This is a genomic window from Bacillus sp. JJ1127, assembly GCF_036965845.1.
Classification (GTDB): domain Bacteria; phylum Bacillota; class Bacilli; order Bacillales; family Bacillaceae_G; genus Bacillus_A.
In genome coordinates this window covers 251-831 of sequence record NZ_JBALQK010000217.1, presented here as the reverse complement: position 1 = coordinate 831, position 581 = coordinate 251, and the positions used below count along the sequence as shown (strand labels likewise).

At 31.7% G+C, this 581-nt stretch carries 1 protein-coding gene and 1 pseudogene; both read left to right on the top strand.

The features are described from left to right. Positions 1 to 8: 8 nt before the first annotated feature. Positions 9 to 155 (top strand): annotated as a pseudogene (locus V7183_RS19670) (terminase); the annotation flags it as partial. A 61-nt stretch (positions 156 to 216) separates the two neighbouring features. Further along, the gene (locus tag V7183_RS19665) at positions 217 to 561 is read left to right on the top strand and encodes a cupin domain-containing protein (RefSeq protein ID WP_335360559.1); all 345 of its coding nucleotides are present in this window, start codon (positions 217 to 219) and stop codon (positions 559 to 561) included. The last annotated feature ends 20 nt before the right edge of the window (positions 562 to 581 follow it).

Genomic DNA, 581 nt, shown 5'->3' with positions numbered 1-581 from the left:
GAAAGTGAAAATCACAAGATAAATGGGATGAACAAATGAATGGTATCGTTACTATTGCGAAAAGGAGCGTTACAAATGTTAAAAATCCTAAAACGAAAGCAAAACTGAAAGAGACGTTAGATGATGAAGAGCTGACCGAAAAGGAAATTATATTCAATATTGCTGACATAATGTAAAATTAAGTAATAAAAGAGTCGTAAGGTGGAGGTGAATTCGATGGAATTATATATTTTTAATAAAGAAGATAGTAATGAAATTGGAAATTATAATTCAATTTCTGCTTTTTATTCAAAAATATTAAAAACAGAAGAAGCAACTAATATAGGCTTTATTCATATTGATCCTGATGGCATTGTTGGTTATCATGAAGCACCTGTTCCACAATTATTCATAGTAGTACAAGGGGAAGGATGGGTAGCAGGAGAAGACGAAAAGAGAATTAATCTCAAAAGTGGAGAAGGAGTATTGTGGAATAAGGGTGAAGGACATTTATCAGGAAGCAAGATGGGAATGACAGCCTTAGTTATTCAATCAGAAAACTTACCAATCTTTCTTAAATAGCAACAATAGTTTATTCATTT

What these genes read in the sequence shown, in the direction of transcription:
- V7183_RS19665 (WP_335360559.1), top strand. Translation starts at nt 217, where the DNA reads ATGGAATTATATATTTTTAATAAAGAAGATAGTAATGAAATTGGAAAT.